Source organism: Polaromonas sp. P1_G2 (genome assembly GCF_056405515.1).
In genome coordinates this window covers 1-446 of record NZ_JBFUBY010001176.1, presented here as the reverse complement: position 1 = coordinate 446, position 446 = coordinate 1, and the positions used below count along the sequence as shown (strand labels likewise).

The following is a 446-nucleotide window of genomic DNA, read 5'->3' as shown; positions in this document are numbered from 1 at the left end:
GTTCACGGGGGACGCGGCCGGCACGGATGATTTCCTGCTTGTGATAGATGTCTTCGAGGAAGGCGTTGAGCGCCAGCACGCGCTGTTCGATGCCCTGCGCGAGTTTTCGCCATTCCGAACCGGAAATGATGCGGGGGATGAGGTCGAAGGGAATGATCTTTTCGGCTGCATCCTCGTGGCCGTAGACGGCGAAGGTGATGCCTGTCTTGCGGAAAATATTCTCCGCGTCCCGCGCCTTCCCCGTGAGATAGCTGGGCTCCTGTTCGTTAAACCACTCGTAATATTTCCTGTAAGGCTCCCGCGGACTGCCATCCACGTTGATCATTTCGTCAAATGCCAAATCACCGTTCCCCATTTTTATGAAAACATTTGAAACCAATGTTCGCTGCAATGCAAGAAGCATGCTCGATGGCATAAGAGGAAATTTGCTTAGGTCGATTCACTGC

General features: G+C 53.1%; 1 protein-coding gene. It reads right to left on the bottom strand.

The features are described from left to right. Positions 1 to 325 (bottom strand): circularly permuted type 2 ATP-grasp protein (locus tag AC1D0P_RS29640; protein ID WP_477680001.1); only part of this gene is annotated, 325 nt, incomplete at its 3' end. Positions 326 to 446: the final 121 nt, after the last annotated feature.